The 21,856-nt window shown below is 61.3% G+C and carries 23 protein-coding genes; 9 read left to right on the top strand and 14 right to left on the bottom strand.

The features are described from left to right. Positions 1-56: 56 nt before the first annotated feature. Positions 57-569: a transcriptional repressor gene (locus GSQ73_RS15040; protein ID WP_216844787.1), complete on the bottom strand. Its 513-nt coding sequence runs from the start codon at positions 567-569 to the stop codon at positions 57-59. Continuing rightward, positions 538-999, bottom strand: coding sequence for a PadR family transcriptional regulator (locus GSQ73_RS15035; protein ID WP_254063460.1), 462 nt, complete (start codon positions 997-999; stop codon positions 538-540). The genes GSQ73_RS15040 and GSQ73_RS15035 overlap by 32 nt, the downstream gene beginning before the upstream one ends. On the opposite strand from GSQ73_RS15035, the gene GSQ73_RS18070 reads away from it, so the two are divergent. From GSQ73_RS18070 to GSQ73_RS15025, 3 genes are all read left to right on the top strand, one after another. Continuing rightward, positions 892-1,212: a hypothetical protein gene (locus GSQ73_RS18070; RefSeq protein WP_254063467.1), complete on the top strand. Its 321-nt coding sequence runs from the start codon at positions 892-894 to the stop codon at positions 1,210-1,212. The genes GSQ73_RS15035 and GSQ73_RS18070 overlap by 108 nt on opposite strands. 118 nt (positions 1,213-1,330) lie before the next feature. Continuing rightward, the gene (locus tag GSQ73_RS15030) at positions 1,331-2,128 is read left to right on the top strand and encodes a DUF4349 domain-containing protein (protein ID WP_158885405.1); all 798 of its coding nucleotides are present in this window, start codon (positions 1,331-1,333) and stop codon (positions 2,126-2,128) included. Positions 2,129-2,216: 88 nt separating this feature from the next. After that, positions 2,217-4,109 carry an ABC transporter ATP-binding protein gene (locus tag GSQ73_RS15025; protein WP_254063421.1) on the top strand — a complete coding sequence of 631 codons (1,893 nt, stop codon included), beginning with the start codon at positions 2,217-2,219 and terminating at the stop codon, positions 4,107-4,109. A 93-nt stretch (positions 4,110-4,202) separates the two neighbouring features. Here the strand turns inward: GSQ73_RS15025 and GSQ73_RS15020 are convergent, their stop codons facing one another. The 3 genes from GSQ73_RS15020 to GSQ73_RS15010 all read right to left on the bottom strand — a co-directional run bounded on the left by GSQ73_RS15020 (position 4,203) and on the right by GSQ73_RS15010 (position 6,617). Beyond that, complete coding sequence (locus tag GSQ73_RS15020; protein WP_158885403.1) at positions 4,203-4,796, bottom strand: phospholipid methyltransferase; 594 nt, start codon at positions 4,794-4,796, stop codon at positions 4,203-4,205. Positions 4,797-4,872: 76 nt separating this feature from the next. Then, the gene (locus GSQ73_RS15015; RefSeq protein WP_158885401.1) at positions 4,873-5,823 is read right to left on the bottom strand and encodes a peptidylprolyl isomerase; all 951 of its coding nucleotides are present in this window, start codon (positions 5,821-5,823) and stop codon (positions 4,873-4,875) included. 131 nt (positions 5,824-5,954) lie between these two features. Continuing rightward, positions 5,955-6,617: a lipocalin-like domain-containing protein gene (locus GSQ73_RS15010; protein ID WP_158885399.1), complete on the bottom strand. Its 663-nt coding sequence runs from the start codon at positions 6,615-6,617 to the stop codon at positions 5,955-5,957. A gap of 30 nt (positions 6,618-6,647) precedes the next feature. Here GSQ73_RS15010 and GSQ73_RS15005 point away from each other — a divergent pair, with 30 nt between their 5' ends. From GSQ73_RS15005 to GSQ73_RS14995, 3 genes are all read left to right on the top strand, one after another. After that, on the top strand, positions 6,648-7,571 hold the full coding sequence (locus tag GSQ73_RS15005; protein ID WP_158885397.1) for a LysR family transcriptional regulator: 924 nt from the start codon (positions 6,648-6,650) through the stop codon (positions 7,569-7,571). A 284-nt stretch (positions 7,572-7,855) separates the two neighbouring features. Further along, entirely contained in the window at positions 7,856-8,221 is a 366-nt protein-coding gene (locus GSQ73_RS15000; RefSeq protein ID WP_158885395.1) for a PadR family transcriptional regulator, read from the top strand. Beyond that, complete coding sequence (locus GSQ73_RS14995) at positions 8,218-9,135, top strand: sensor domain-containing protein (RefSeq protein ID WP_158885393.1); 918 nt, start codon at positions 8,218-8,220, stop codon at positions 9,133-9,135. The genes GSQ73_RS15000 and GSQ73_RS14995 overlap by 4 nt, the downstream gene beginning before the upstream one ends. 27 nt (positions 9,136-9,162) lie before the next feature. Here the strand turns inward: GSQ73_RS14995 and GSQ73_RS14990 are convergent, their stop codons facing one another. The 3 genes from GSQ73_RS14990 to GSQ73_RS14980 all read right to left on the bottom strand — a co-directional run bounded on the left by GSQ73_RS14990 (position 9,163) and on the right by GSQ73_RS14980 (position 12,352). Continuing rightward, positions 9,163-10,362, bottom strand: coding sequence for a DUF1501 domain-containing protein (locus GSQ73_RS14990; RefSeq protein ID WP_158885391.1), 1,200 nt, complete (start codon positions 10,360-10,362; stop codon positions 9,163-9,165). A gap of 41 nt (positions 10,363-10,403) precedes the next feature. Then, complete coding sequence (locus GSQ73_RS14985) at positions 10,404-11,960, bottom strand: DUF1800 domain-containing protein (protein WP_254063420.1); 1,557 nt, start codon at positions 11,958-11,960, stop codon at positions 10,404-10,406. 104 nt (positions 11,961-12,064) lie between these two features. Next, positions 12,065-12,352: a hypothetical protein gene (locus tag GSQ73_RS14980; protein WP_158885389.1), complete on the bottom strand. Its 288-nt coding sequence runs from the start codon at positions 12,350-12,352 to the stop codon at positions 12,065-12,067. A 129-nt stretch (positions 12,353-12,481) separates the two neighbouring features. On the opposite strand from GSQ73_RS14980, the gene GSQ73_RS14975 reads away from it, so the two are divergent. Further along, complete coding sequence (locus GSQ73_RS14975) at positions 12,482-13,090, top strand: class I SAM-dependent methyltransferase (protein ID WP_158885387.1); 609 nt, start codon at positions 12,482-12,484, stop codon at positions 13,088-13,090. Between the two features lie 6 nt (positions 13,091-13,096). Here the strand turns inward: GSQ73_RS14975 and GSQ73_RS14970 are convergent, their stop codons facing one another. The 3 genes from GSQ73_RS14970 to GSQ73_RS14960 all read right to left on the bottom strand — a co-directional run bounded on the left by GSQ73_RS14970 (position 13,097) and on the right by GSQ73_RS14960 (position 15,937). Next, entirely contained in the window at positions 13,097-14,425 is a 1,329-nt protein-coding gene (locus GSQ73_RS14970; protein WP_254063419.1) for a carbohydrate porin, read from the bottom strand. A 235-nt stretch (positions 14,426-14,660) separates the two neighbouring features. Next, on the bottom strand, positions 14,661-15,302 hold the full coding sequence (nth, locus tag GSQ73_RS14965; protein ID WP_216844786.1) for an endonuclease III: 642 nt from the start codon (positions 15,300-15,302) through the stop codon (positions 14,661-14,663). Then, positions 15,299-15,937: an RnfABCDGE type electron transport complex subunit B gene (locus GSQ73_RS14960; protein ID WP_158885385.1), complete on the bottom strand. Its 639-nt coding sequence runs from the start codon at positions 15,935-15,937 to the stop codon at positions 15,299-15,301. The genes nth and GSQ73_RS14960 overlap by 4 nt, the downstream gene beginning before the upstream one ends. A gap of 145 nt (positions 15,938-16,082) precedes the next feature. Between GSQ73_RS14960 and GSQ73_RS14955 the strand changes: the two genes are divergently transcribed. After that, positions 16,083-16,694, top strand: a complete 612-nt coding sequence (locus GSQ73_RS14955; RefSeq protein ID WP_158885383.1) for an ATP-dependent Clp protease proteolytic subunit — start codon at positions 16,083-16,085, stop codon at positions 16,692-16,694. Positions 16,695-17,233: 539 nt separating this feature from the next. On the opposite strand, the gene metG is transcribed toward GSQ73_RS14955, so the two are convergent. The 3 genes from metG to GSQ73_RS14940 all read right to left on the bottom strand — a co-directional run bounded on the left by metG (position 17,234) and on the right by GSQ73_RS14940 (position 20,578). After that, complete coding sequence (gene metG / locus GSQ73_RS14950) at positions 17,234-19,363, bottom strand: methionine--tRNA ligase (RefSeq protein ID WP_158885381.1); 2,130 nt, start codon at positions 19,361-19,363, stop codon at positions 17,234-17,236. 44 nt (positions 19,364-19,407) lie between these two features. Next, positions 19,408-19,953 (bottom strand): metal-dependent hydrolase, encoded by a 546-nt coding sequence (locus tag GSQ73_RS14945; RefSeq protein WP_158885379.1) that lies wholly within the window; start codon positions 19,951-19,953, stop codon positions 19,408-19,410. A gap of 160 nt (positions 19,954-20,113) precedes the next feature. After that, a complete protein-coding gene (locus tag GSQ73_RS14940) occupies positions 20,114-20,578 on the bottom strand; it encodes a DUF2147 domain-containing protein (RefSeq protein WP_158885377.1) in 465 nt (154 codons plus the stop codon). A gap of 144 nt (positions 20,579-20,722) precedes the next feature. On the opposite strand from GSQ73_RS14940, the gene apbC reads away from it, so the two are divergent. Then, positions 20,723-21,817 (top strand): iron-sulfur cluster carrier protein ApbC, encoded by a 1,095-nt coding sequence (apbC, locus tag GSQ73_RS14935; RefSeq protein ID WP_158885375.1) that lies wholly within the window; start codon positions 20,723-20,725, stop codon positions 21,815-21,817. The last annotated feature ends 39 nt before the right edge of the window (positions 21,818-21,856 follow it).

Below are 21,856 nucleotides of genomic sequence, written 5' to 3'. Positions count from 1 at the left end.
ACCGATTCACCGCGGGCCTAGCGATCAGGTCGATTCCATCACAAAACCGCTTTGTATCAGTACGCAGAATGCATCCGACGCAATATCAGCCCATAGCCGAGACGTTCGGCGATGCGTTGAAGAAGATGCCAGGCGGGCGGAGCATCTGGCGAACTGATCGCTACCGAAAGTGTTTCGGCTGGGGCCATCGGCGTTGCGAATCCGGGAACTTCCCTGCCATGAAGAAAGGCCTGCAATTGCCGCAGCATGTCGTCGGCCTCGATCGTCGGCGATAGATTGCGCAGACGCCAGCGACATCGCGCGCGCGGCGTGGCTTGTACGTCGACCAGTCCGCGCTGCTCCATGTCGCGCAGGAAGCGATAGACGGTATTGAGGCTTGTGGCTGCGTGGTGTTCCTGCGCGGCGAGCAACCATGCCACCGCATCGCCGGTCCCCGCACCTTGCAACATCGCGGCGAGGATTGCGCGACGCGAGGGCGTGATCGTCAGGCCGTGCGCCTTGCATCGCGCCTCCCAGACGCCGAGTGCGTCGGGTGTTTCATTCACCGCGATCACCGGCGGCGATGTCACTCGCGGCACGTTCGATGATGGCCGCCACGCGCAGGCCTTCGGCCTTGTCCCAGCTTGCACCGCGCATCAGCAATGCATGCTTGAGCGCGTGCATCGCCTTGCGAATCGCCATCGGCGCAGCCATGCGCGCGGCCATCTTTGCGCTGTGCTCGGTGCGCGCGGTCACCGCTTCCACTTCGGGTCGGTTTTCCTCGAGATAGGCGCGGCCGGCATCGGTGATCGAGTAGAGCTTGCGATTGCCCTGTTCGTTTTCGATCTGCGCGTAGCCCAGTTCCTCCAGCATCGTGAGGGTGGGATAGATCGCGCCCGGGCTCGGCGTGTAATGGCCCTGGAACATGTCTTCGATGATCTTGATCAACTCATAGCCGTGACGCGGCTGTTGCTCGATCAGCGTAAGCAGCAGCAGCTTGAGATCGCCGTGGCCGAACATGCGGCCACCGCCACGCCGGCCGCCGCCGCGCATCTCGTCCCAGCCGCCGAAGAAATCGGCGCCGCCGCGATGTCCACCGAATGGGCCGCGGCCGGCGTGGCGATCGTGATGATGGTCGCGGTCATGACCGCGGTCTTCGAAGCCGAAACCGAAGTGACGCTCGTGGTGACGCTGGTGCATGGAATGGAAGAAGTCGTGGAGACGCATGGATGAATCCTGTATCATTAGAGTGTGTCTAAGATATATCGCAAGAATGTTTTAAAGCAAGTGGCAAATTCAATCCCGGGATTTCGCGTAGCATGCGGCAGCGCCCAATGCAGGAGAAAAAAGCATGAGGAAGGGAATCGCGTGGTCCGTCGGATGCGCGTTGGTCGTATTGCTGGCGTCCGGTTGCGCCAAGAAGGTGACGGGTGCTCCGCAGGCGGCGGTCACCGGTGAAAAACAGCACGCCGGCTCCATGCTCGCTTACGAACACAACGTGCAACTCGTGTTGCCGGCGGCATCGATCACGGCACAAGTGGAACTCACTCGGCAGGCCTGCGAAACGGCCCGCTTCGGCGCCTGCAATCTGTTGCGGCTGCAATGGGGCGGCAGCAGTTCCGTCATCAGTTTGCGCATTGTTCCCGATGGCGTGGCGCCTCTGATCAAGTTGGCCGCGCAGGGCGGCCAAGTGGGCCAGCACACCATCAGCGCGGACGATCTTGCCGATGCCGTTGGCGACAACCATCGACAACAGGCGTTGTTGCTGGCTCAGCAACAGCGCTTGAGCGACATCGCGGCGCGTCGCGACCTCGGTGTCGCAGATCTGATTACGGTCGGCAAGGAACAGGCGGATCTGGAAAACCAGCTCAAGGCTCTTGAAGGTCAGGCTGCCGGCCAGCAGCATCGGCTGGATACGAACCTGGTTACGCTGGAATTCGTGCCGCCAGACGAAAATTCCAGTGGCTCGCGTCTGCGCCTCTCGCTGTCGGGCATGGGCGATCGTCTGGCCGAAGGCACGTCCGATGCCATGGACATGCTCGGCTATGGATTGCCGTTCCTGATCCTCGCGTTTCCCCTGTTGCTGCTGTGGCGCTGGTTGTGGCGCAAGGTCGTGCGCTGGCGCCGACGCAACGGAACAGATGTCTGATTCCCGGTGACGCCGTCGATGTGCACGGCAGTGATTGGCGTATCGGATAAAAACGATTGAAGGAGTAGTGATGCCGCGGCAGTACAGCATGGGAGGAAGAGTTCCGGGCAAGGCGTCACCGCAGCCTGGCGGACGCAACGAGCCGCCACATCAGAATCTGCGCGAGCGCTTCGCCGCGTTGCGCAACCTGCCGCCGTTCCTCAAGAGCATCTGGCAGACCAGCAAGCTGTTGAGCGTATCAAGCATCGCGTTGCGGCTTTTGCGCGCGCTGTTGCCTGTGGCGACGCTGTATGTGGGCAAGTTGATCATCGACGAAGTGGTGCGTTTGCTGGCGATGCACGCGGCGCATTCAGGCATTGCCGAGTGGTTGGCCAGCGGCGCGCTCACCCATCTTTGGATGCTGCTGGCGCTGGAGTTTTCACTCGCGGTAGGCGCGGACATTCTCGGCCGCATCGTGTCGATGATCGATTCGCTGCTCGGCGAGCTTTACGCCAACACCACCAGCATCAAGCTGATGGAACATGCGGCGTCGCTCGATCTCGAAGATTTCGAGGACGCCGACCTGCAGGACAAGCTCGATCGCGCACGTCGTCAGGTCGCCGGCCGCAGCTCGCTGCTGTCGCAGTTGCTCGGGCAGGCGCAGGACATGGTCACCATCGTGAGCTTTGCGATCGGGCTGATGGTGTACGCGCCGTGGCTGATCGTGTTGCTGCTGATCGCGCTGGTGCCGGCGTTCCTGGGCGAATTCCACTTCAATGCGCAGAGCTACGCAGTGAATTATCAGTGGACACCCGAACGGCGCGAGCTGGATTACCTGCGACAAGTGGGCGCAAGCGCGCAGAACGCGAAGGAAGTGAAGAGCTTCGGCCTCAACGGGTTTCTGATCGATCGCTATCGCGTTCTCTCGCAATCCATTTATCTCGCCAACCGGCGCATCGCGCTGCGTCGCGCGAGCTGGGGCGGGTTGTTCACCACCATCGGTACCATCGGCTATTACGCGGCGTACGCAATCATTGCGTACCGCACCGTTCGCGGCGATTTCAGCGTGGGCGACCTGACGTTTCTTTCGTCTTCGTTCCGGCGCCTGCGCACCTTGCTGGAAAACCTGCTGATCGGGTTTTCGCAGGTGGCAGGGCAGGCGCTTTATCTCGACGATCTGTTTTCGTTTTTCCACATCGAGCCAGAGATTCTTTCACCCGAACATCCGCGACCATTTCCGAATCCGGTGCGCGAGGGTTTCGTGTTCGAGAACGTGGGTTTTCGCTATCCCGATGCGGAACGCTGGGCGGTGCGGAATCTCGATTTCACCCTGCGTGCGGGCGAAGTGCTGGCGCTGGTCGGCGAGAACGGCGCGGGCAAAACCACGCTGGTGAAGCTGCTGTCGCGACTCTACGACCCGGATGAGGGACGCATTCTTCTGGATGGCTATCCGCTTTCCGATTACGACCTCGAAGAGTTGCGTCTGAACATCGGCGTGATCTTCCAGGACTTCGTGCGTTACTACTTCAGCGCTTCGGACAATATCGCAGTGGGTCGCATCGATGCGCGCGACGACCATGCGCGCATCGCCGGCGCGGCGCAACGAAGCATGGCCGACGAAGTGATCGACAGGTTGCCGCATCACTACGAGCAAATGCTCGGCAAGCTCTTCAAAAGCGGCGTGGATCTATCCGGCGGCGAATGGCAGAAGATCGCGATTGCGCGTGCCTACATGCGTGACGCGCCACTGCTTATTCTCGATGAGCCAACGGCGGCGCTCGATGCGCGCTCGGAGTTCGAAGTGTTTCAGCGCTTCAAGGAGCTGTCGCACGGAAAGACGGCAGTGATCATCTCGCACCGATTCTCCACCGTGCGCATGGCGGATCGCATTGTCGTTCTCGATGGCGGAAGGATCGAGGAAATGGGCAGCCACGAAGAATTGCTTGCGGCGGGCGGACACTATGCCGAACTGTTCGAGTTGCAGGCGTCGGGGTATCGCTGATGGTATGTCAGCCGGGCCTTGCCGAGATCACTGCACTCTCGTCATTCCGGCAAAGGCCGGGATGACGATCAACATAGCGAAGCAAACTGAAGCTCACGCGGCGACGCGCAGATCCTGCAGCCGACTGATGCAATACACCGCTGCTGGAGGCAGATTGAGTAGCGCACTACCGACGCGGCGCGCCTGCAAATTCAGTCGCTTCAGCAACGCGGCCGGCAGCGGGCAACGCGGACCGTAAGTGAACTGGTAGAACATGCCGCCGGCGCGGAGCTGCTGATCGAAAACGCCTTGCACGATGTCCGCTACCTGGCTCGCAGGCATCGACAGCAACGGCAGGCCGCTGATCACGGCGCAGGCGCGTTCTTCGCCGAACAGCGATTCGGTTTGACCGAGTTGCGCGGCATCCATGCGCAGAATCGTCGCCAGCGGATAGCGTTTGGACAACGCATCAGCGAAATGCGGATCGGCTTCGATCAAGGCCAGGCGATGTACGGGCACGCCGCGGGCAATCAATGCGCGAGTGAGCGCACCGGTGCCCGGCCCGAGTTCGATCACCGGTCCATCAAGCTGGCTCACGTGCGCGGTCATCAGCCGCGCCAGCGCGGCACCGGAAGGCGTCACCGCACCGATACCCCGTGGATCGCGCAGCCACGCGCGCATGAAAGCCAATGTGTCAGTCAACGGCATGAAACGCATTCCCTGCTCGAAACAACCTTCCACCAAGATAACCAGCATGACTGAACAGGATGTTCAGTGCCGCGCTTTACGGCTTGCTCGTCGCAGTCGCTTTCGCATCGCGCACCGGAATGCTGATGCTGCAAAGGTCGACCTTGCCCGCAGGCAGCGTATAGAAAGTGTCGCGCCGATTGCGCTTGCCTTCGACCAGTGCCGCGAACGTCGGGCTATCGGTGCGCAGCACTTCGATGTCCTGGCGATCTTTTTCTGCGACATCCGATGCGAGCTGCACGGAGCCCAGCGTGATGCGTTGCGGCGCTTTCGTATAGAAGCCCATCGGCTCGGCGCCGCGCGACAATCCAGACAACAACGGCATGCCCTGCAACACGCGGCCGGCGATGGCGAGGTTGCGATCGAGCCCGCGTGGTGCCTGGCCAATCACCGCGTAGAGCGAGCTGCCGCTGCCGCTGTTCGGATCGATGTCGCGCGCCACACCCACCGCGCCATAGCAATGCGTCAGCCATTCGCGTCTGGTGGCGGGATCGCGTGCGGCGGGAAAGCCCTCGGAAAAACCGACTTGGGGTGCATAGACATCGCCATCGGGCAGCGGTGTCCACTGAAGTGTCGGATCGATCGATCGCGTGTATTCCGGCGGCAGCGTCTTGCTGGCCTTGCCGAGTGGACGAATCTTGCTCTTGTCGCCGCTGTCGTCGTCATTCGGATCGCCCCATTGGGTGACGAAGTTGTCCTGCACGCGGATGATCGCGAGCCCGTCGAAGTAATGCTCGCGCACCAGCGTGCGGATGTTGGCGGCGTGCAGCGGCGTGAAATCCGGCGCCAGTTCGATCACCACGCGGCCGGTCGGCAACTGCATGTAGATCAGGTTCTGCGGATCGGGGCGGCGCCATTCGGAGGGCTTCGATGCCGCCAGCAGTTCCTTAGCGGTCGGCGTTGGCTTGGCCTTGTCGGCAGCGAGCGCGGAAAACGCCAGCACGCTGCAGGCGCATGCAAGGGCAGTGACGAGATGGCGACGAAGCATGGTGTTCCCCTTGGGCTATCAATCGGCGAGAGGGAAACTTAGCAGAGAGAGGCGCGGGTATGGCAGGCGACTTCCCGATGACGCAACAACGCCCACAATTCATGTGAGCGCGGTGCTAGCCATCGGCACGCCTACGAATGAACGTGTCGCCACACGACTTCGCCATGAACGCCTTCGGCCGCGCCACTTGAAGGTTTCCCGACGGTGTAGGTCAACAAGTCGCCGTTGATCGTGTAGCTCGAGGTGCCACTCTTGCCATCCCAGTTGGGAAACGATGCTTGCAGGATGTGGCTGCGCATGACCATCGCGTCGCCACCGACGTGGCCGTAGTGTGCGTTGTAATCCATCGATGCAGCGCGGTATTCGTCCGGGGTGCCTTTGGATTTGTCGTTGGCCGCAAACGGCATCCGTTTCGCGCGAACAATCTGCATCATGTAGTCGCCTTGAGCGTCGATCAGCCACATACCTTCGGGGTCGGGTCCGTAAAGCGCCACGCGACGGCCGTCGGGATAGACGTTGTCGCAGCGTACGAGTGTCCACATGCCGATCAATGGCTTCGGTGCCGGCGCATGGTCGCTGGCCGTGTCGCTGCCTTTCATCGTCGGATTTTGAGTGGCGGCTGCGATCGGCAAAGCGACCATCAACGCAAGCAGACTCATGAGTAACGGCAGCTTTGCATGTGACATGGCGCACCTGAGTTGAGTGGAGGAGGCCTGCATCGTCTCTCCCACAGCTCTTTTTGATAATTGGCTTCCATCTTGATTGACCTTCAAAAAAAGTTTGAAGAAGATCATCTTGCGCCTCCGCTTTCAGGACCTCATTCCATGAACCGACTCAGCGACATGCAGCTACTGGTCGACGCGGCCGATCTCAACAGCCTCTCGGCTGCCGGTCGACGGGCGGGACTTTCGCCGGCAGCGGCAAGCGCCTGTGTCCAGCGAGTGGAAAGCATGCTTGGTGCGCGACTGTTCGAACGCACGACCCGTCAATTGCGCCTGACTGACGAGGGACGCATCTATATCGCATCCTGCCGGATCGCGATCGAAACCATGCGCGATGCCGAGCGTGAAATTCGCAGCGGCACCGACGGCGTAAGCGGCACGCTGCGCGTTTCTGCGCCGTCCGATCTGGGCCGCAATCTGCTGGTGCACATTCTGGACAGCTTCATGCAGTTACATCCGGACGTACGCATCGTGCTCACGCTGTCGGATTCGCTTTCGCGTTTCGTGCCGGATGACATCGACGTTGCCATCCGTGTGGGTCCGCTGGAAAACAGCGATCTCATCGCACGACACATGGCGGACAGCTGGCGCGTCGTGTGCGCGTCGCCAGCTTGTATCGCGGCGTGCGGCATGCCGGAGCATCCTGCCGATCTCGCTGAACTGCCGACGCTGGTGCTCACCACCAACATCGGGCCGCGAAACGAATGGCGGCTTGGCGACACCGTTGTGCGCGTGCGCCGATATCACGAGTGCACCGACAGTGAAGTCATACGTACCTGGGCCGTGCTTGGCCGAGGATTTGCCTATCGCCAGCTTTGGGCGGTGGCGGCGGACGTGCACGAAGGCCGCTTGAAACTGGTCCATCCGTCTGAGTGGTTCGCGCCAGCGCCCATTCACGCGATGTACCATCCAAACGCTTTTCAGCCGCCACGTGTGCGTCGCTTCGTCGATTTCCTGCATGAGCAAATGCAGCGGTGCCTTCCCGCAAATTCCAGGGAAGCGCTGGATTTCGCATCGACTCGCTGACGCGAAGACTGCATGCCGTGCGAGCTTTCAGACGGCGCGCGGATAAAGCGCAGAAAACACCCATCACCGAACCATCAAGGTCGGCAGCCATGCCGATGTGAGGCGTTTGCGACATCGGAAGGCCCGACACCGTGATGATTCGATGGCGCGATGAACATGCTGAGGCGAGCGTGGTCATGTCCAAGCATCTTGCGGTCGGCAGAACCATGACTTCAGGCCCATGTACTAGTGTGAACTTCATACTATGGTTCACCTAAGTCTAAGCGGTAGTGCAGGTGAGCGAGATGGACGAAACCACCGATCAGTTGAAGAAGTTCCAGAAGGAGCTGTCCAGCGGCACCGTGTCGCTGGTGCTGCTGGCGGTGCTCGCGCAATCGCGACAGCCGATGTATGGCTACCAGATCGCCAAGCGTCTGGAGGAAGTGGGCGAGGGCGTGCTGGCCGGCAAGCAGAGCGCGTTGTATCCGGTGCTTCGGAATCTTGAAGCGGCGGGCTTGCTCGGTAGTGAAGTCGAGCCTTCGGTCAGCGGTCCGCCGCGCCGCTATTACCGAATTACCAAACCCGGCCGCGAGGTCCTGCGCGCGTGGGTTGCCGCGTGGAACGCCACCCGCGATTCCGTTGATCACGTCCTGCAAGGAGGGGTGTCATGAGCACGCCACGCACCATCGTCGACTACCTCGAACAACTGCGCGCCGCGTTGCGCAACGCCGACCCCGCACTCGTGCAGGACGCGCTGTACGACGCCGAGGAACACCTCCGCGCCGAACTGGCCGACCAGCCGAATCGCGACGAAGCGAGCATGCTCGAACACGTTGTCGGCACGTATGGCGCGCCGGAGGAAGTGGCCGAGATCTATCGCGATCAGGAGATAAAAATCCAGCGTGCGATTCGTCCGCCGCCGCCGGTACAACGTCGATCACTACTTGGCCGATTCTTCGGCGTGGCTGCCGATGCACGCACCTATGGCGCGCTGTTCTACATGCTGCTGTCGCTGGCCACCGGCATCTTCTATTTCACCTGGGCAGTCACCGGTTTGTCGCTCTCCGTGAGCCTGCTGATACTGATCATCGGCATTCCGTTCGCGGTGCTGTTCTTCGGTAGCGTGCGCGGGCTGTCATTGCTGGAGGGCCGGATCGTGGAGGTCATGCTCGGCGTGCGCATGCCGCGTCGTCCACCGTATCCCGCGGTGCAGGGCCAGACGCTGATGCAGCGCATCGGTGCGATGTTCACCGACGGGCGCACGTGGGGCACTCTGTTCTACATGCTGCTGATGCTGCCGCTGGGCATCATCTATTTCACGCTTACCGTGACGCTGATCAGCGTGTCGCTGGGCCTCATGGGTGCACCTGTCGCGATGATGGTGGATCACTTCGAAGGCACCAACCTTTTCATCGATCATCGGGTCCCTATCGATTGGGGTTTCGGCTCGCATGTGCCCGGCTGGGGCGAAGCGACCCTGGTCTGTGTGATCGGTATCGTGCTGCTGTTCGCCACGTTGCATCTGGTGCGCGGCCTCGGCCACATGCACGGACAGATCGCCAAGGGCCTGCTGGTGCGTAGCTGAGCCGCGCCCGCTTTTGGATCATGAACTTCAAACCAGCTGCAGATCGGCCGGCTTCGATCCGGGAAACACGGTCTGCAGCTTGCTCGCGGAGAGTCCCCACGAACGGCGGAACAGGCCGCCAAGCAGGTCGCGATAATTGGTTAGTACAGGATAGTCCCGGTCTTGCAGCAAGTTGCGCTGGTTCACCGCAACCTGCGCTCCGGCAACGCGGCCGCCGCTGATCTTGCCGCCGAGCACCCAATGCACCGTCCCGTGTCCGTGGTCGGTACCCTTGTCGCCGTTTTCGCGGAAGGTGCGACCGAACTCCGACACCACCACGACGACCGTGTTGTTCCACTCGTCGCCCAGGGCGGCCGCATACGCGGCCAATCCATCACCGAGGTTACGCAGATTGTTGGCGAGGCCGCCGGTCACGCTGCCCTGGTTGACGTGCGTATCCCAACCGCCAATGTCGACGAAACCCAATCGATAACGATCGCGCATCAGTGTCGCGATGCGCTGTGTCTGACTGGCAAAACCTTTCGCGCTGGGCGCACCGCGACTCGCGTGCAGCATCTCGTCGCGCAGATCCTGCGAGAGCGTGGTCGGCAGTGTCAGACCGTCAGCTGTCGCTGCAGCCAGCGGTGTGTCCGCATACATGCTGCTGAGGATGCTGGCCTGACGCGCGTCGAAGTGCGACTTGGGATCGGCCTTCATCGAGATGTTGGGAATGTCGTGCCCCGCGCCCTGAAAACTCAATGGCAACGATTGAGTGAACGCGATGGGTGAAGCACTTGGCATCGTGCTAGACAGCCGCGCGAGAAAGCCGGAGCGAAAATTGCTGCGGCTGGCGGTAGGTTCGCCTGACTCGATGTTGTCCTGCGTTTCGAAATGGCTGCGCGACAGATCGTCGGTGCCCGCGAACGGCACGAACGCCAGCTGCTTGCGCTGCCAAAGGGGATACATCGAATCGCGCAGCACCGGATTCAAACCCCAATCGGCGTCGAGCGCGATCGCGCTGTCCGGATTACCCGCATCGGGTTCGGCGATTGCCAGCGTGGGCCGCGACGCGTGATAGAAATCATTGCCGCGTGGCACCAGCAGATTGTTGCAGTCATAACCGCCACGCAGGAACACCAGCAGAAAACGCGGCGTATTCGCCGATGCGGCGAACAGCCTGCCGGAGAAAGACATCGCCGGCAGCGTGGCGGCGGCAGCAGCGGCGAGCAGGAATTCACGACGGTTCATGGCATGCCTCTTTTGACCTGGCGTGCATCGGCAACACGCGCTCAGCGATAGTTGAAATCCGGCGACGACAGCAGAAACGTATTCCACTCCTGCACCGACTTGGCCTGGCCGAGTGCCGAGCGCGTGGCGGCTGAAAGGTAGGGTTTCTTCGTGCTGCGATAGACCTGCGCATCGAGGACCGGCGGATCGCGTGGAGGCATGCCGTTGTCACTGTCACTCATGTAAAGGCGGTTGCGGCCGGTGCCGATCACGCGCGCCACGTCGAAACGTTTGGCCATCTGTCCGGAGCCGGTCCAGCTCGCGCCATCGAGTGGCCATCCATCCGGTGTGATGCGTCCGTACATCGGCTCGCCCATCTGGTTGAGCCAGTTGACCAGCGGCGTGGCATTCGTGATCGGTTTGCCGTCATAGGCCAGACGCATCGCGGACACCATGAACTGCGTCGGATCCTTGAATTTTTTTTCGTGGCCGCTCGTCAGCAGCGGCGACTTGAACATCGTGCGAAGTACCGCGGCGATATCGCCATCGGTGCGCTGGAACGTGCGCGTCATCGCAGCGACCAGCTTCGGTGGGGGCTGGTCTGCCACGAAATATTGCGCAATCTGTTTCGACACGAACGTCGCGCACGCGGGCTGGCGCGTGATCAGCGTGACTGCCTGCTCGATCTCGTCGTAGCCAGAACCGTTGATGGTGTGCCCGAGAAAAACCTTGTCGCTGAAATCGTGTTGCCTGGGGCGAAACACGAACAGGCCGTCGCGAATCATCTGTGGCTGCATGCGACGGTTGGCGAAGGGGCGATTGGCCAACGTGTTGTCGCGCAGTCCGATGCCTGCGCCGGTGAGAATCAGCGTCAGTTGTTGCACATCCTTCTGCGTGTAGCCCGAGCCCACGCCCAGCGTGTGCAGCTCCATCAATTCGCGTGCGTAGTTCTCGTTGGTCTGGTCCTTGACGTTCCTGGCGTTGTCGAGAAACTCCAGCATGGCGGGGCTTTTCAATGTCGCCATCACCAGGTCGCGGAATTTGCCCAGGGCATGCGGACGTATCGCGTTTTCCTCGTAGTCGAACGTCACCAGACGCACGCGACCCTTGGCGCCATAGACGCTGAAGTGATTGAGCCAGAACCAGACCATCTGCTCTTTCAGCTGATTGCCGCCATAGATCGCATGCAGCAATTCGATCTGCGCGCTTTGCTCGTACAGGTTCTTGCGAAATTCCTGCAGCGATTTTTTTGCCGCCTCCTTGGCTGGACCATCCGCAGCATTCTTGTACGCCAATTGCTGTTGCCGGAATTGATCCAGCAATTGATAAGCCGGTGTACGAACGACGTCGTAACCATCGACAAGCGACTGGATCGCTGGTGGCAACCTGTCGTTGCGCGAGTCGAGGTCGTCGTCGAGATACCGTTCGCGGCCCGACGATTGGTAGCGCGCCAGCGTCGCCGAATCAAGGCCGAACGTCGCGCGGCCGAGCCACGCGATATCGTCGTGTTTCAACGTGGCCGCCCGGACCGGTTGCATCCACGCGACCAGAAACGTGCACGCCGTGGTCAGACACGCCGAAGCGATGAGCGTGTGAGTTTGTCGAAACGTCGCGGGCATCCGTCACTCCGATGGAACAGCGCGTGGCGGATTCCCGCCGTCCAACCATTCAACGCGGCGCGCAACCGTTCGGATGACAAGGTTGCTGAATGCCTTCGGCGAAATCAGAACTCGTCGACAAACTCGATGCCTGCGTCGCGATCGTTGGCGACGACTTCCGCGCTGCCGCGAACGGTGTCGGCGATCTGGTCGTTCGGCGCGTCCACTTCGATGTAATAGACCTGTCCTTCGCTGTCGCTTACCGATTCGCTGGAACTGGAGTCGTCGCGCATGCCTTGCATGAGATCGTCGATTTCCTCGACGTGTTCGATGTTGTTGATACCGTGCAAGGCGGCGATGACGGTGTCGGCGTCGTCGCGGCTGCCGATCAGGCGAAAGCGGACCATGGGCATGACGTACTCCTGGATGTGTTGTGCGGAAACTCATGGTGGCAAGCGCAGCGCATGCGAAAAGTGACGTCGCGGTCGTTGCCTGCGTGATCGCGGTTAACATGCGGCCTGCCGACTTCCAGACGACAGCCGATGATCAAGACCTACGACCGCGCCTATTTCGACAAGTGGTATCGCCACCCACGCCATTCGGTCGCATCCGCCGCCGAACTGCGCCGCAAGGTCGCGATGGTGGTGGCGCAGGCGGAGTACTACCTGGGCCGACCGATTCGCAACGTGCTCGATGTGGGTTGTGGCGAAGGAACATGGCGCGCACCACTGCGCGCATTGCGTCCGCAGATTGCCTACCGTGGACTCGATGCCAGCGAATATGCCGTCGCGCGATATGGCCGCCGCCGCAATATCGGCCTTGCACGCTTCGGCCAGCTCGAGCATTTGCGCTTTGATACGCGCTTCGATCTGATCGTGTGCACCGACGTACTGCATTACTTGAAACCCGCAGAGATTCGCGCCGGCCTGCAAGGCATTGGCGAGATGCTCGAAGGCATCGCCTTCCTCGAAGTGTTTACCAGCCGCGACGATGTTGGCGGTGACATGGATGGTTTCGTGTCGCGCGCGCCCGCTTGGTATTTGCGCGAATTCAGTCACGCGGGTTTATTGCCGTGCGGTTCGCACTGCTATCTCGGGCCGCGACTGGAGCGTCGCATTGCTGCGCTGGAGCGCGCCCAGATACCTGCCTAGGACGCGTCAGAATTCCACGTGCATGCGCATGCCAACGAATCGTGCAGGCCCTCGATCACGGTTGTAGCCGGGGTTATGCACGAGTTGAATATCGGGGCCTAGCGTGAGGTGAGCCACGAGCGCCAGGTTGTAGTACGCCTCGACGATGCGTTCGCGCGCATAGTTCAAAGCGCCATCGCCAAGCGTGAACCCGTCGCCGCCGAGAGCGAGGTAATCGCGGTGCGCCGGAGACAACGCGTCCATCGCCATGGCGACGCCGACGATGTCCGAAGGTCGTCCCCAATGCTTGCCGGAAATCTGCGCGCCGGCACTCAACGTGCGATCGACTTCGGTATAGGCAAACGATTCGGTGCGGCCGTCGTTCCAGCCGGCACGAGCGAACAGCCCGGTGTTGCCGTCATCGGCCAACGGCAGTTCGCCGTTGGCGGCAAAGCCGTATTTCCGCCGGCCGGGTTGATCGTCCGCCTTGATATCAGGTGTCGCATGGTGGGCCAGCGCGATCGCGATGGCATCGTCGTAGATGCCCATGCTCGCGATATTGCGGAAGGCGAGCAGGCGCAACACGCCGCCGTCGGGGATCGGCTGCAACGTCAGTTCGAGCTGCTCGCCGCGCGCGCGGCGCAATGACGTCACCGTCTGCGTTCCGTTCGCCTGCGTGGGCATGCGGTAGATGCCATAGCGCAAGCTCCAGGCGGGGTTGATCCAGCCGAGCATCAACCCTTCGGTATAGCCACGTGTATCGGCGGCGAAATCCCAGGCTGTGTTGTTGAGCAGTGACCAGTTGAGAAATTGCGTACGCGCCGCATCGGCGTAGCGGTTCTTGTCGAAGTCGTCGCTGACCGCCATCTTGCCCAGCTTGATCTCGATGCGATGCGAACCTTCCTGATCGGGAAGCTGGCCCTGGCCACGCTGCTGAGTCTGCATATCGCCACCCAGCGGCAACGTCCAGCGCAGATAACGACGCGCCACGTACGCGGTCTTGCTGAGCGCGCCGCCGCCGGAATGGACGACATCACCATTGGCAAAACCGCCGAGCCCGGTCGCGCCACTTACCGCCTCGCCCTTGAACATTTCGACATCGAAGTAGAACTGCAGACGCGCCGGCAGCGCCACGCCGAAGTAGGCGCCGAAACTGTGCGAGCGTTCGGTATCGCCCTGGGGGCGCAGGCTCAACGGGCCGCTGTAGGGCGAATGCAACGGCGACTGATGCTGGTCGACGAAGGTGTACTGCGCGCCCAGCCATTGCGGGATGAACAGCGGCGCATCGTCACCGCGGGCGAGGGTCGCGCCCAACAAAAACCACATCGTCGCAGCGATGAAATGGATTTTCTTCATGCTCGTCTCCCTTCGCGACACGGAGCGTGTCCGTCCATCCCTGACGCCCGCCCACGGTGATGTCGCGTGAATCGTAATGGAGGAATATTTCAATAGCCGGCGTGAAGATCGTCGAACGATCGGCAGGATGGCTATTCGCGCGGACTCTTCGGAATGCTGTCTCCGTGGCTCGCGCAAGTGATCGCGCGGCATGAGTCGATATCGCTATATAAACAGGCCCGCATTCTCGCGGTGTTTAATCCGCGGCGACGGTCTTGTCCTTGTATGGGCACAGATCGCGGATGACGCATTGCGGGCAATCCGGCTTGCGCGCCTTGCACACGTAGCGACCGTGCAGAATCAGCCAGTGATGCGCGTCCTGTTTGAACTCGGCGGGCACGACTTTTTCCAGCTTGTCCTCGACGACGCGCACATCCTTGCCGGGAGCAAGGCCGGTGCGATTGGAGACGCGAAAGATGTGCGTGTCGACGGCAATCGTCGCTTCGCCGAACGCGGTGTTGAGCACCACGTTGGCGGTCTTGCGGCCCACGCCGGGCAAAGCTTCGAGTTCTTCGCGACTGTTCGGCACTTCGCCGCCGTGTTCGTCGATCAACAGCCTGCAAAGCGCAATCACGTTTTTCGCCTTGGCGTTGTAAAGGCCGATGCTGCTGATGTAGCGCTTCAGCTTTTCCTCGCCGAGTTTCAGGATCGCCTTCGGCGTATTCGCCACCGGATAAAGTTTTCGCGTGGCCTTGTTCACGCCGACATCGGTGGCCTGCGCGGAAAGCACCACGGCCACCAGTAATTCGAACGGCGTGGTGTATTCCAGTTCGGTGGTTGGATGCGGATTCAGTTCGCGCAGGCGAGTGAACATCTCGACGACATCGGCACGCTTCACGATTTCGGCTCCTGCTGTTTCGCCCTGGCGCGTGCCAGCGCTTCGAGCACCGGATTGCTCTTCGATATTTCGCGATCGACTGAAGCCTTGCGTGCAGCGAGTTCGTTGGCGTGAGTCATGCGATCGCGTGCCATGCGCTTTTCGCGGCGCTGAAAATGGTTGCGTGCCGCGTCGGCGTGCACCCCGTCGATCTGCTCGGCAGGCATCGGCCGCAACACGATGCAGTCCACCGGACACGCGGGTACGCACAATTCGCAGCCGGTGCAGTCATCGGCGATCACGGTGTGCATCATTTTCGATGCGCCGACGATGGCATCGACCGGGCAAACCTGGATGCACTTGGTGCAACCGATGCAATCGGCTTCGACGATGAAGGCCAGCGTCCGCGGTTTCTCCACGCCATTGACAGAATTCAACGGCAACACCGGTCGCTGTAGCAGCGCGGCAAGCTGGCGAATGCCTTCGGCACCACCCGGCGGGCATTGGTTGATTGGCGCTTCGTCGCGCGCGATCGCCTCGGCATATGGCCGGCAGCCGTGAAAGCCGCACTGCTCGCATTGGGTCTGCGGCAGAATCGCGTCGATGCGATCGGCCAGATCGGCAGCAGGCTCGTGCGGGGCAGGGTGTGATGTCATCCCAGCCATTGTCGCGCAAACCGCTAGGCATCATCCGCTTGAACTGACTTCATTCGGCGCCATGTCTGCTGCAAGGACGCCCGGCACGAAACAAAGTGCTGGCGTAGTGCCATCATCGGTCTGCACGATCAACAAGGAATCACCCATGCAAGTCATCGAACGCACGCCTGCTTCCCTCGCCAAGGAAGCCGAAGCCGTCCCGCCGGAGAAACGGCCGCCGCAGATCGAGGATCGCCTGTTCAAGGCGCGCACCATCCTGATCTATGGTGGCATCGACCAGAAGCTCGCCGAGCGCGTTACGGCGCGCATGCTCGCACTGCAATACGAGAGCGACGACCCGATCACCATCTTCATCAACAGCCAGGGTGGCCACGTCGAATCCGGCGACACCATCTACGACATGATCAAGTTCGTGAAACCCGAAGTGCGCATCGTCGGCACCGGCTGGGTCGCCAGCGCGGGCGCACTGATCTTCGCCGCTGCAAAAAAGGAAAATCGCTTCAGCCTGCCCAACACGCGCTTCCTGCTGCATCAGCCCTCCGGCGGCGCGGGTGGTTCGGCCAGCGAAATTGAAATCCACGCCCGCGAAATCATCCGCATGCGCAAACGGCTCAATGAAATCTTCGCGCGCGAAACCGGCCAGACCTACGAGCGCATCGCCAAGGACACCGAACGCGATTACTGGATGTCCGCAGAGGCCGCTGCGGAATATGGCTTGGTCGGAAAGATCATCGCCAATGCGGCTGAGCTGGGCTGAGTCAGGCGCACTGAGAAAAGAGCTCCGTCGCATGGCGGGGCTCTTCGGTCATCGGCCGAATCGGAAAGGCCACCAAGGCGGCATTCTTTTCCGTTCTTCGGCAATCGTCACTTTCAACTCGGCATACGTGTCAGGCGGTATAGCTTTCCAGTGGTGGCTGCATGAATTGCAGCGCTCATGCCACTTGCGCATGGGCCATATAGGCAAGCCGAGAAAACATCCGAAGAAGAAAGCCCAGCCGCGATAATTGGGGTTTTCCTCGATGCTGGTGCTATTGCATCGAGGGCAGAGATCGCCTTCGCCAAGTTGGTACTCGCCCAGCTGCCAGCGCGCGAGCACGTCAATGGCTGCAGGCAAGTCTTCATCGACGACCATGACCCTTGCGCCACCATATGCGATTGCTTGGTGCCACCTCAATCGCGACAAGCCGTTCTCGAAAAGGTGCGCATGGCAGCCTTCGGACACTAGCAAGCCGGTGACTATCTGCGCGTCAGTGTGATCGTACGAACGATAGACACATTGCATGCGCTCAGGCCTCGTCAGCGAACAGTGTCGCCGGGTTTCGCGCCGTTGTCCGCATCCAGCAGGAACAGATCCGCGCCGCCTTCGCCGGCGGAAAGGATCATGCCTTCGGAGATGCCGAAGCGCATCTTGCGTGGGGCGAGGTTGGCGATGAAAACCACGTTGCGGCCGACCAGTTTGTCCGGCTCGGCGTAGGCGGCGCGGATGCCGGAAAAGATTTGACGCTTGCCGAGCGGGCCGGCGTCGAGCTCGAAGCGCAGCAGCTTGTCGGAACCTTCCACGAATTCGCAGCCGACGACCTTGGCGATGCGCAGGTCGAGCTTGGCGAAGTCGTCGATGGCGATGATGTCGGGAGTCGGAGCAGGGGATGACCCGATGTTCGTCGGTTGAGAGTCTGCGTTTGTCATGGCGACCTTCGGGGTGTTGTTGATTGCTTTTTTCGTTTTTTCGACAACGAGCGCTTCGGCGGAAACACCCAGCGATTCTTTCGACGCCTCGACCATGGCTTCGACGTGTCGTGGGTCGATGCGGCCGAGCAGCGGCTCGAAGTTGCCGACGGTGTGATGATGCAGTTCGCGACGTGCATCGATGAAGCTTGCGATCGGCGCGGCGAGGAATTGTTCGGCTGCTGCGACTGTTGCTGGCAATACCGGTTTGAGTAGCCCGGCGATCAGGCGAAACGCATTCAACGACAGCGTGCAAACCTGCTGCAATTCGTGACGGCGGCTTTCGTCCTTGGCGATCAGCCACGGCGCTTTCGCGGCGATGTAACCGTTGATCAGATCGGCCATGGTGACGAAGCGGCGCGTGACTTCGGCGAACTCGCCGGTGTCGTAAAGCTGCTCGATGCCGTCGTAGTGCGAGAGGAGCGTCTGCCAGAGCGCGGCCTCTTCGACATCGAAGCGATCGGCCAGTTTGCCGCCAAAAAACTTCTGCACGAAACCTGCGGTGCGGCTGGCGATGTTCACCCACTTGCCGATCAGGTGTGAGTTGACGCGCTCCTCGAACGCCTTCAGATCGAGGTCCACATCGACCGGCGCATCGCTGAGCATGGTGGCGAAGTAGTAGCGCAGGAATTCCGGGTGGATGCCTGCATCGAGATACGTGCGCGCCTGGATGAAGGTGCCGCGCGACTTGGACATCTTCGCGCCGTTCACCGTCAGGTAGCCGTTGGTGTGCAGCGCCGTCGGCGTGCGCATCTGCGCGCCATGCAGCATCGCCGGCCAGAACAGACCGTGGAAATTGATGATGTCCTTGCCGATGAAGTGATGCATTTCAGCGGCGCTGTTTTCGGCAAGAAATTCGTCGAATTTCACGCCAGTCTTGTCGCAGTACGCTTTGAAGCTGGCGAGGTAACCGATCGGCGCGTCCAGCCATACATAGAAAAATTTCCCCGGTGCATCGGGTATCGGAAAACCGAAGTAGGGTGCGTCGCGCGAGATGTCCCAGTCTTTCAGGCCGCCATCGAGCCATTCGCTCAGCTTCGCCACCACGCCGCGATTCGCGACCGGCTTGCCGTTGCTGTATTTGCCGGCGAACCAGTCACGCAGCAAAACCTCGAATTTGCTCAGCTCGAAAAAGTAGTGCTCCGAATCGCGCAGCACCGGCGTAGCGCCGGACATCACCGAATACGGGTTGATCAGGTCGGTCGGCGCGTAGGTCGCGCCGCAGTTTTCGCAGTTGTCGCCGTACTGGTCCGGCGTGCCGCAGTTCGGACAGATGCCTTTGATGTAGCGGTCCGGCAGAAACATCTGTTTTTCGGGATCGAACAACTGCTGGATGCTGCGCTTGGCGATGCTGCCGCCATCACGCAGGCGCGTATAGATCAGCGTCGCCAGCTCGCGATTTTCTTCCGAATGGGTCGTGTGGTAGTGGTCGAAGTCGACGCCGAACGCGGCGAAATCCGCTTCGTGTCCTTCGCGAATACCCGCGATGAAAGCTTCCGGTGTCATGCCGGCTTTTTCAGCAGCGAGCATGATCGGCGTTCCGTGCGCATCGTCCGCGCAGACATAGACCGCTTCGTTGCCGCTCATGCGTTGCGCGCGCACCCAGATATCGGCCTGGATGTAACCCAGCAGATGACCCATATGCAGCGGGCCATTGGCGTAGGGCAGGGCATTGGTGACGAGCAGACGACGATGACTCATGGTGGCTACGCTGGTGGAATAGCCGTGGATTATGGCATGCGTCGTTACGCTGGCTGGCTTGCGCCTTGCTCAGCACGCACGCGCCATCGCCATAGCAGCAGGGCCATTGCGGCGGAAGGCAACCAGACCCACAGGAGTTCCGATCGGATCGCCCACCAGCCACGCACACTGAAGAAGCGCGCGCCGATCGGCGAGACTTCGATGGGTCGCCATGGAAAGAAGAAACGGTGATCACTGAGCGGCCATGACAACGACACGCCGAGGCCGCCGTTCGTGAGGGCGTCAAGCAACGGATGCGAAATCGCCGCGAGGCCGACGAAGAAGAAAGCGTTTCGCGCCGAAGTTCGAAGTGGTTTGTGCAGGGCCGCTGCCAACAACGCGACCAGCAGGGCGAACGTGATCGAATGTCCGGCGCCGCGATGGCCGAATGCATCGGCGTAAGCGATGCCGAATCTGAAACCCAGCACATCGGCATCCGGCAGCACGGCGGCGATCGCGCCTGCTGACAGCAGCCGATGGCTGATCCGTCTGCGACCCAGGGCAGCACCGAGCAAGAGCGGAACGGCGGCGTGGGTGAAGATGGTGGGCATCAGCGACTCCGTGCTGGCGATGGAAACGGCAGCATGCCCGATCGGAGACGATGCTTCATGGCTGGATGCGGCTGACGATGTGGCGATGTGAGGAACGCAAGTCGTCCGCGAAAAAAAGCGCGCCATCGGCGCGCCTTCAATCTCGAGAGAAGACGGCAATCTATTCCTCGCGCTGCCAAGTCTGGCTGCGGCCCAGCAGCGAGAACCCGATGTATCCATGTACGTCGAGCTTCGTGCCGCCGTCGGTTAGGGTCAGCTTCACCTTGTAGATTTTTCCGTTCTTCGGGTCGAGGATCTTGCCGCCGTCCCATACGTCGTCGTCCTTGCTGACGCCCCACATGATGGTCATACCTTCGATCGGTTTGTCCTTGCGCTCGTCATCGCATTTGACGCAGACCGGATGCGCGCCTTCGCGAGCGATGTCTTCCGGCGACACATTCAGCAGCTGCACGATCTTGCCTTGGAGTTGGCCGTTGGTGTCGGTGATCTCGATGATCGATTTGACCTTGCCGCTGACGTCGTCGACCTGTTTCCATTTGCCTACCGGCGTGTCGTGTGCGGCAAAAGCGGTGCTTGCGCCCAGCAACAGGCTGGCCGCGATGGTGAGGCGGAACAGTGGCTTCATGCTGTACTCCCGTACGAAAGCGTATGGACTGAGCCTGCCGACGGCCGCGCGAGGCGTCAAGCTGCATCGCGCCATGTCGTGCGAACGCTCGATGCGGCGACGTGCGCTGGCATAATGCAAAGTCCCCATCGAACCCGAGCCCTCATGTCACAGGCGAACGAAGCCCTGGTGCGCCAGATTCTTGGCGGACTGATCGATCCGCACACTGGTGCGCCGCTGGCCGAATCCATCCGCGCGATCGGCGTGGATGGCGCGCGCGTTTCGGTGGACATGCAACTGGGTTATCCCGCAGCGGGTGCGATCGACGATCTGGCGCGACGCGCGACGCAGGCTCTCGAGGCAGACGCGGCCATCGAATCGGCGGTGATGTCGATTACCAGCCGCATCCATGTGCACAAGGTGCAGGGCGCGCTTGGGCCGCTGCCGAACGTGAAGAACATCATCGTCGTCGCGTCGGGCAAGGGCGGCGTCGGCAAGTCAACGGTGTCGGCGAATCTTGCGCTTGCGCTGCTCGCCGAAGGTGCGAAGGTCGGCGTGCTGGATGCGGACATTTACGGGCCGAGCCAGCCGCGTATGCTCGGCATCAGCGGCCGACCGGAATCACCTGACGGCAAGACCATCATCCCGATGCAGGCGCACGGGCTTTCGGTGATGTCCATCGGGTTTCTCGTGGAAGAAGACACGCCGATGATCTGGCGCGGCCCGATGGTGACGCAGGCGATGATGCAGTTGCTCACTGACACGCGCTGGGAACAGCTGGATTACCTGATCGTGGATCTGCCGCCGGGCACCGGCGACATCCAGCTCACGCTGTCGCAGAAAGTGCCGGTAGCCGGCGCGATCATCGTCACCACGCCGCAGGACATCGCGCTGCTGGACGCGCGCAAGGCGCTCAAGATGTTCGAGAAGGTCGAGGTGCCGGTGTTGGGCATCGTGGAAAACATGGCCACGCATATGTGTTCGAACTGCGGCCACGAGGAACACATCTTCGGTGAAGGCGGCGGCGAGCGCATGGCCACGCAGTACGACGTGCCTTATCTCGGCTCGCTGCCGCTGGATATCCGCATCCGCGAACAGGTCGATGCCGGCACCCCGACGGTGGTTGCGATACCCGATTCCGAACTCACCGCGCGATATCGCGAGATTGCGCGCAATGCCACCGGCCGGTTATCTCGCCAGCCACGAAACAAATCACTGGGGCTCGGCAAGATTCTCGTGCAGGGCGCGCCGACCGCGTGACGGTGCGTCCGGTTGCACGCGCTGGCGACCGAGTTGACG

This window comes from Rhodanobacter sp. L36, from assembly GCF_009765755.1.
GTDB lineage: Bacteria > Pseudomonadota > Gammaproteobacteria > Xanthomonadales > Rhodanobacteraceae > Rhodanobacter.
The sequence above is the reverse complement of the archived record's forward strand: the minus strand, read 5'-3'. Positions and strand labels throughout refer to the sequence as shown.